Origin of the sequence: Paludibacter sp. 221, from assembly GCF_010501035.1 — a bacterium.
Taxonomy (GTDB): Bacteria; Bacteroidota; Bacteroidia; order Bacteroidales; family Paludibacteraceae; genus QVMH01.
This window is the reverse complement of sequence record NZ_QVMH01000021.1, coordinates 26278-34622: the sequence shown is the minus strand read 5'-3', so window position 1 is coordinate 34622 and position 8345 is coordinate 26278. Positions and strand designations below refer to the sequence as shown.

Here is an 8345-nt window from a genome sequence, read left to right as displayed (position 1 = left end):
AGGACTTTTAGTCCGTTATATAACCCACCGCCTCTTTAGGCGTGTGGTAATTTAGATCGTTTTAAAAAAACAGTTTCAGGCTAAGATAATAGTGGGAGAAAATAAACAGGAAAATCATAACATCACTTTCACGCTTACGCACCCAGTTCATTACCGAAACGTGGCTTACACCCAAAATACGGGAGATGGCATGAAAACTATGTCCCTCCGAATACAACGAAAACGCCAACTGATGCTTTGCTTCCTTTTCCGACAAAAACTTACTGCTCACGGTATAATTGCATCCACACTGCTTGCAAAGATACCGTTGAACGCCTTTTATAAGACCGTTCTTTACCTTGTCGTTCGATTTACACTTTGGGCAACTCATAAAAAAATTTTTCCCAAAAGTAGGTAATCTATATTTACTTACCAAGCAAACCAAGTAGGTAGCCCTAAAAAATATAGTTTATTAACAAAACAAGTATGATACTACGTATTTCCGCCACATAGGCTCACATAGGGATACATAGTAAAAAAAGGGATGTGTTTTACAAAGTATGCTTCTGCCTGAAAGGCAGTATTTGCATATGGAACAATCCGATGTATCGGATACCGCATGCAAGCGAAGCGCAGCTTGCGGCAACAGCTACCCAACTATACTTTGCCTGAAAGGGAAGACAAGGGTATTCAGTCCTGCCTTTCAGGCTGTATTTATAGGTTGTTCTTTTCCGCAGGTCGTTGACCTGCGGTTATGAAAGTCCGACTTTTCAAGTCAGCCCCTCGCTGCCGCACGATTGTATCGTGTGGCTCTTTAATTCTTACCACGCGAAAGATTCGCGCGGTAGCAATGGAGCAAAAGCTTATTTGGGGTGCTAGTTTAGCGCAGCGCAACTTGCGCCAGTGGGAGTACTCTGTGTGCTATATACTCACTCTGAAAGGATATAAATCTATAAATAATTACCAAACAACGCTTATTTTTCCATCAAAAATAAGTATTCACAATGCGAATCGTCCTCACACGTCCACTTATTAGTAGAGCGCATGCTGCTCATTACATTTTTGCGGTAATCTATTTTTTTTATTTCTTTCAGCCTGCCAAACTCGGAAATAACATCCGTCAGTTGCTCTTTGGTAGCTCTGCCACCCGAACTGTAGGATAATAGCAAATAATGTGTATTTGTTTCTTTTATAAGTTGCCGTAGTGCTTCTAACGCAAAAAAACGTCCGCTTTCGGTTTTCTTATAATCCTCGAAAACCGAGGCCGACACATCATCGCGCGTATCCTCGCGGCGGTTGGCCTTACCAAAAAGCTCAGGTTGGTCGTTTCGTATTACAGTAGTCCAAAAATGATAATATGAGGCATACCGTACACGGCTGGGCGGCATCTTGTCATTATTAGAGCCATACGGAGGGTCGAAATAAGCCAAATCGAACGCCCGCCCTTTCACAGCGTCAAAAACATCTCCACTAAGCACATAATTTTCGCGCATCAGAGGGAAACGCTTAGGCAGGGTCAAATACAAGTCGTTGTATGAGCGTTTCGACCACTTGGAGAGGTAAGCCACATAATGCCCAAGTGTATTATCAACCTTGTCGAGTGCCAGAATAAGGCTGGTTAGCAATACACATTTCTCATTCCAAGGGAGATTGAGCCGCTCTATTTCATCCCTGACGGCATCCAGTTTTCTTGTATTTTTAATCTGAAAAGGCTTCTTCGTTTCAGACTGATTGCCTCCGTAATGCTCGGTAAACCAGCCATCATATCCGGGAAGGTTATTTAAATAGTTTATTATTTCCTGAAAATAATTGTCCGGCTGCGAAGGTAGCAGATAGCAAGTTGCCAAAACTTCCGACCACGCCGAAATATCATTGGAAGTAACAGAATAGCCCGATTGCGCAAAAGCCTGAGACACGCGGGTAGAACCGCTAAAGCCGTCGAGCACCTTATCAATGCCCTCAATTTCGCTTATTATCTGAAATATGTAAGGAAGGATTTTTAGTTTCGAGCCCGCATATTTTATTCCCTCTGTCAGCATACACCTCACTTCAAGAGCTTAAAAGCCGATTTTCTCCCGCGCCAGTCTTCTTACATTTCTATCCGTTTCAATGTAATCTTCATAGGTCGGCTTTTCCACAAAGTCGGCAGTCAACATAATACCCTCAATAACATCCGACATTCTCAGGAAGCCGATTTTTTCTCGCAAAAATGCTTCAACTACCACTTCATTCACCGCATTAAGGATACATGGCATATTGCCTCCACGCTCCATAGCATAAAAAGCAAAGCCAAGATTGCGGAAACGCGTCAAATCAGGTTTCTCAAAAGTCAGCAGAGGATAAGCGGCAAAATCAAAACGGGGAAAATTCGTTTTCAGCCGGTCAGGATAGGTAAAGGCATACTGTATAGGCAGTTTCATATCGGGCAATCCCATTTGTGCTTTTATCGAGCCATCGGCAAACTGTACCATCGAGTGAATAATGGACTGCGGATGAACAACTGCTTCAATCTGTTCGGGCAACACGCCAAAAAGCCATTTCGCCTCAATAACTTCAAAACCCTTGTTCATCATGGTAGCAGAATCAATCGTGATTTTTGCTCCCATTTCCCAGTTGGGATGCTTCAAAGCCTGTGCTTTTGTTACATATTTCAGTTCGTCCAGCGATTTGGAACGGAAAGGGCCACCTGATGCCGTCAGAATCAACTTTTCGACAGGATTATTGCCTTCTCCCGCAAGGCATTGAAATATAGCGGAATGTTCGGAATCTACAGGTATGATAGAAGCATTGTACTCGCCTATTAATTCGCAAATCAAATCGCCCGCAACGACCAACGTCTCTTTGTTAGCCAAAGCTATTCTTTTTCCCGCCTTAACGGCACTGATGGTTGGTTTCAATCCGGCATAGCCTACCATTGCAGTAAGCACTATATCGGCAGCATCCATTCCGGCAACCTGCGCCACAGCATCCTCGCCGGCAAAAACCTTGACAGGAAGGTCGGACAAGGCATCTTTCAAACGGGCATAGTGCTGCTCGTTAGCAATTACAACTATTTCGGGATTGAATTTGCGGGCTTGCTCTATCAGCAAATCCACGCTGTTGTTAGCGGTAAGGGCAAATACCTCGAACAGCGAATCGTTCTCGGCTATAACCTCCAACGCCTGTGTACCGATTGAACCGGTAGAACCTAATATGGTTATTTGTTTTTTCACCCTATCCTTATAGCGTTAAAAAATAATCACATCTTCGGGATTTACAGCATTTCCTTGGCTCCACAGCTCGAAATAGAAATTCTTATCCTTATCGTCTTTCTGAGAGCTGCCCGTTATAGCTATACTCTCGCCGGCACGCACAATATCGCCCACCTTTTTCAGCAAGCGGACATTATTCTTATATACCGAAAGATAATTTCTTTCGTGCTGAACCTGAATAATCCACCCCCACTGAAAACTGTAATCGGCATATACAACGGTACCGTCCAATACACTCAGCACATTTTGGTTCGACGATGTTACGAACGAAATACCATACCGCTGTTCGGCTGCATTATATTTTTCAGAAATAACCCCACTTACAGGAGGAAAAAACACAAAGGTATTGTCATTGGAGCGTGCCTGAATAGTGGAGAGGTTATACTTTTCCTCTTCTTCAAAACGGTTTACAAAGTCAATTTCCCGTTGCGATTTATTCAATAATGAAGCAGCGTTCTGTTTGTCTAAAAAAACAAAGGAATCAAGCGGAACAACCTCCGTAGGCTCTATATCGCCTGCTATTATATTCTTCACAATAGTAAGGTATTCCATTTGCAGGTTCATCTGCTTTTGGAGCGAATCGGCACGCATGGATTCTGCAATAACCATTTCGCGGTTACCTTCGTCGCCATATCCGGGCAGATAATAACGTATAGGGGTGGTAAAAATAAGTACGGTAAGAATGGCAAAAGTTATAACTACAAATGAGCATAAATAAAGGAAAACAGAAAAACGGGACAAGCGAAAAAATGTCTTTTCTTCCAGACTATTCTCGTCCATAACCGAGATGCGGTACCGGAACCGCATTTTCTGAAAAAAAGGTTTGTCGCTTTTATCTTTCTTCTTCCCCATCAGTATATTAATTTCATTTTTTGCGTAACTACAAAAGTAATTATTTTAACCATAAAATCAAAACCAAAAAAGCCCAAACGGAAAATGGTGTTTGAGCTCTTTTGTTATAAGTTTTTATTTCGGGATTAAATTAATCCGTTAATCAAGAATACGGCTGCTACTGAGATAATAGCATAAAGCTCAGGGAATACAGCCAAAATCAGGGTTTTACCGAAAACATCGTATCCGGAACCAATGCCGGCAATACCATTCGCACAAATCTGACCTTGACGGAATGCAGTGAACAAACCTGTCAGGGCTAATGCCAACGAACCGCCAAAAACACCGGCAGCAGCACCCCAAGTCATATCAGGAGTTAATTGTCCTTGAAACAAGAAGAATCCAAGAAATCCATAAAGCCCCTGAGTACCGGGCAACGCACTTAATACAATGTAGTTACCAAACGCATCCGGATTCTTTTTCAACGCGCCGATAGCCGCATTTCCTGATATTGTTACACCATAAGTACTACCGATACCGCTAAGCCCAACCATTAAACCGATACCAATGTAAGCTAAAATAATAGGTTCCATAAAATTTTGTTTATTTTTTCGTTATTTATTATTTATTTTCTTCAATTTAAAACCTGCCACTAACAGGCTATATTAAGAGTATCCCGATAAGAATTAAATACTACCAAAACCATTACTAATCACTAGTATCTAGTTACTTACAACTAAATTACAGCACTTTAGTTTCTTCCTCGTATTTAGCAAAAGGCCTGTATTTTTTTCCACCGCCTTCGAACCCTGCATTTTTATAAAACTCAACAAAGGTAAGGCGCATAGGGTGTACAAACGAGCCTAAAGCTGCAATAAATATATTGATACCATGCCCAAACAGCAAGATAAATACTGTGACCAACTGGCTTACCACCGGAATACCGATACTCTCGCCCATGCTCAGACCTAAATCGTTGAACACAAAGCCCATTACACCACCCGAAAGCCCAAGGGCAAAAAGACGGATGTAAGAAAGAACATCACCCAGCAAGCCCGTAACCATATTGTATGTATCCCACAACCCTGAGCCGACGTTTATCAATGGGTTGCGCTTCAGATTGTTCAGCAGGAACACACAAAGCCCGCCCAAACTTCCAAATACGATATATCCCCATTTAGCGAATTCGGCCGAAACAATATCGAAAGTAGACAAAGCCAATGTGCCTCCACAGCCCATTAAAATCAACAACCAACCTAAAGTAGGAAGCGATGAAGCAAAACCTGTACGTTTTATCTCGCCTGTCCATTTCAGTATCATCCCGAACAATATCTGCACTACCCCCAATATAAGAGCATTGTAGAACAGTTTGTCTGAGTCGAGCATATATGCTTGAAATTTCTGTAGCCAAGGCACCGGCGAATCTATCAACGAAATTCCGAAGACAGTACCACACAAAAGCCCTACCAAAACAGTAACCCCTCCTAACACTGCCACCAATGACATTACCGATTTGAAAACCGGATTTTTCATTTTCATACGGGCAAACAAACCTAACAACAAAAATAGAAGCCCATAACCCGCATCTCCTAAACAGAAGCCGAAGAAAATTACGTAAAACGGAGCAAAATAAGGTGTAAGGTCACGCTCGTGATAATTCGGCAAATCGTATAGCTCGCCGATAAACTCGAACATTTTTGTAAACTTATTATTTTTCAGCTTAATAGGCACTTTATCCGTTTCGGTTGGCAGTGCTGTTTCATAATACACATCTGTCGATTCCAGATAATTATTCAATTCTTCTTCCGAACCCTCGGGACACCAGCCCTCGATAAGTTTAACCCTATCGTCGGCCTCGGAATGTGTATTTAAAACAACTTTATCAAAAGCAACAGCGGTCAGTACATCCACCTCTGCTTCTTTCAATGTATTATAATCCGATATCGCCCTGCTCTTAATTTCTTCATTAGCTTTCTCCAGTTGCGAGCGGAGATTCACAATATCAACATCCAGCTCGCGGGCTGTTTTCTCCGAAAGCGTTATATGGTCGGCATCTATTTCTATTTTCTCGCCCGGACGGGTTACCGTAACAAAATATACAGTACTACCAACGCGGTCGACCTCAAAAGCATTATAAAGCACTTCCCACTCCTGGTCGAACTTGCGCAAAGGAGTGGCAAAAAAATTCAAAACGTAACCCGACTTACGGAGTTCATTGATACGCGCGTGGTCAAAATCGCCCCACACTTCCATACGGTCACGCTCCTTCTCTGTTTGAGTCACCTTTTGCTGTAAATGCTCTTTCCGGCTCAATACATCTTCAACTTCTTCGAGCACCGCAAGTCCATCCCTGTTTTTATCGGCAGGGGTAAGTACAGCGTCTTTCGGGCGGTTAAATTCCAAACTCTTCAATGCTGCTTTTATGCGTGAAGCTATCTGCATTTTCTCGCGCAAAGCATCATTCTCGGCTATTCCCTCAGGCTTTTCGATAATATGCAGAACGCCTATTTCCTTAATGCGCTCAAGGAATTCCAAATATTGCTTATGATATACCAAAAAGGTATATTTTTTCATTTTTACTATCATGCCTCGCCCTCCATTTCCATTCTTTCCCTACGGGATTTCACTATTTTTTGTGACGATTTCGAAAGATTTTCTTCATCCTCCATGAAGCGTTTTATCTTCCGTATTGCATCTTCGTAACCGGGTATCTGTACTTTCTCGAACAGGTTTACTTTCTGAGTAGTTTTTTTCCTCGCGTGTTCCAGCAAGTTCAGTTTCTGATTGTAAAATTCCCTTTCGATACCTACCTGTGCAAGCTCCTTAAGCTGGGTAAGCCCATCGGCAAACCAGGCCGGAGAATTAAACAGGCTGAAAGGTTTTGTTTCATACTCAACCCCTTCCAAAATAGGAATACGAACTCCCGCTATTTTTTTGATACTCATTTTTACATCTTTCACCTGCAATAGTGTAGTATCAAACTCGCCCCACAAGGCCAGCATCTTATCATACGATGAAATCTGCTGCTCAAGCCTATCCTCCAAACTACGGATATCGTCTTTGGCTCTTTTCACCTCAAGACGCAACGCGCTTTCTTTACTTTTAATGGTGGGTAAAGTACGTACGCGCATCTTCAGGTTTTTTTCCAGAACTTGAAGCGAGGTTTTATTATATTGAAAATTTATTGCCATGTGTCTGTTACGAGTTACAAGTTACGAGTTATAAGCACTTACAACTACAAGCCGCAAGTAACTTTCATAATCGTTTTCATCAATAATACTCTATTTCTCTTATTATTATGCCTTCAGGAGCAGAATCTTCATCATATTCGATTCTTTTTGTCCAACTTTTATGCTTATCAAAAGTAACATATTCATAATAATTTTCATGGGTATACTCATCAAAATGTACATTTGTAAATTCAGATTGTATCAATAAATTTTTATCATTGTATTTGCTCGTACTTATATACATTGGCTTACCATCAGAACTATATGACTTTAATTCTATTCTATTTCCTCGGTCATCATATTTATACACAAATTTGAAGTTGATATTTCCTTCCGAATCATAAGATGCAATTTCAACTAAATTATTCTTATCATCATATTTATTTATGTATTTGCCTTTCAAATTCCCATCTTTGTCATAAGATAATTCTTCAATCACACCTTCATTATCTATAAACAGATTTTTTCTTCTGATTTCTCCGTTTTGAGCATATTCAATTATTTCTTTCAATTTTCCTTTCTCATAAATATACTCTTTAGATAAGAATAAATCATCACGCTTTTCTCTAAATTCTTTCTGTATATTACCATCTTTATTAAAATGCCATACAACTACCGTCGGCTCACTATCTTCATCCGGTACAGCTTCGCCAAATTTTTCAACCGCATCATAACGTGATTCTTTCATCGATTTAACTTTTCCGTTTAAATTCATTTTTTTCAAGTCATCACTTCCCGTTGTTGAGCTTTGGCACGCAAAAAAGGCTACAGACACTATTAATAAGAGAAATTTCGTTTTCATTTAGTATATAAATTAAGTATTTTATTAAAAACTGCCCTTAAAGGGGAGGGAAACTGTTTTCGTTTTATTCAAGAAAAACTCTAATTATTCTTTTCAAAAACATTAAGATACAATTACAATAGCATGCTGAAAAACAGCCACTTTCCTGCACAGATGTCGCGTACCTACGGCACGCCAAAAAACTTGTTAAGCTTTCTATTAGCAAACTTAACTCCCTACAGGAGCATTTTCGTACAATATATTTAGCATTTA

9 protein-coding genes are annotated in these 8345 nt (G+C 40.7%); 1 reads left to right on the top strand and 8 read right to left on the bottom strand.

Translation table 11 applies throughout. The features are described 5' to 3' along the window. Positions 1-61: 61 nt before the first annotated feature. Positions 62-370, bottom strand: a complete 309-nt coding sequence (locus tag D0T49_RS06450; protein ID WP_163629779.1) for an IS1 family transposase — start codon at positions 368-370, stop codon at positions 62-64. 199 nt (positions 371-569) lie between these two features. Between D0T49_RS06450 and D0T49_RS06445 the strand changes: the two genes are divergently transcribed. Then, positions 570-737, top strand: a complete 168-nt coding sequence (locus D0T49_RS06445; protein ID WP_163629778.1) for a hypothetical protein — start codon at positions 570-572, stop codon at positions 735-737. Between the two features lie 216 nt (positions 738-953). On the opposite strand, the gene D0T49_RS06440 is transcribed toward D0T49_RS06445, so the two are convergent. From D0T49_RS06440 to D0T49_RS06410, 7 genes are all read right to left on the bottom strand, one after another. Beyond that, positions 954-2018 (bottom strand): DNA adenine methylase, encoded by a 1065-nt coding sequence (locus tag D0T49_RS06440; protein WP_163629777.1) that lies wholly within the window; start codon positions 2016-2018, stop codon positions 954-956. 18 nt (positions 2019-2036) lie between these two features. Continuing rightward, entirely contained in the window at positions 2037-3191 is a 1155-nt protein-coding gene (locus D0T49_RS06435; RefSeq protein ID WP_163629776.1) for a 1-deoxy-D-xylulose-5-phosphate reductoisomerase, read from the bottom strand. A gap of 15 nt (positions 3192-3206) precedes the next feature. Further along, positions 3207-4082, bottom strand: a complete 876-nt coding sequence (locus D0T49_RS06430) for a murein hydrolase activator EnvC (RefSeq protein WP_163629775.1) — start codon at positions 4080-4082, stop codon at positions 3207-3209. A 125-nt stretch (positions 4083-4207) separates the two neighbouring features. Then, positions 4208-4654 (bottom strand): V-type ATP synthase subunit K, encoded by a 447-nt coding sequence (locus tag D0T49_RS06425; RefSeq protein WP_163629774.1) that lies wholly within the window; start codon positions 4652-4654, stop codon positions 4208-4210. A gap of 148 nt (positions 4655-4802) precedes the next feature. Further along, positions 4803-6635 carry a V-type ATP synthase subunit I gene (locus D0T49_RS06420; protein WP_163629773.1) on the bottom strand — a complete coding sequence of 611 codons (1833 nt, stop codon included), beginning with the start codon at positions 6633-6635 and terminating at the stop codon, positions 4803-4805. 8 nt (positions 6636-6643) lie between these two features. After that, positions 6644-7252 (bottom strand): V-type ATP synthase subunit D, encoded by a 609-nt coding sequence (locus D0T49_RS06415; RefSeq protein ID WP_163629772.1) that lies wholly within the window; start codon positions 7250-7252, stop codon positions 6644-6646. Between the two features lie 79 nt (positions 7253-7331). Next, positions 7332-8093: a hypothetical protein gene (locus D0T49_RS06410; RefSeq protein ID WP_163629771.1), complete on the bottom strand. Its 762-nt coding sequence runs from the start codon at positions 8091-8093 to the stop codon at positions 7332-7334. Positions 8094-8345 lie beyond the last annotated feature (252 nt).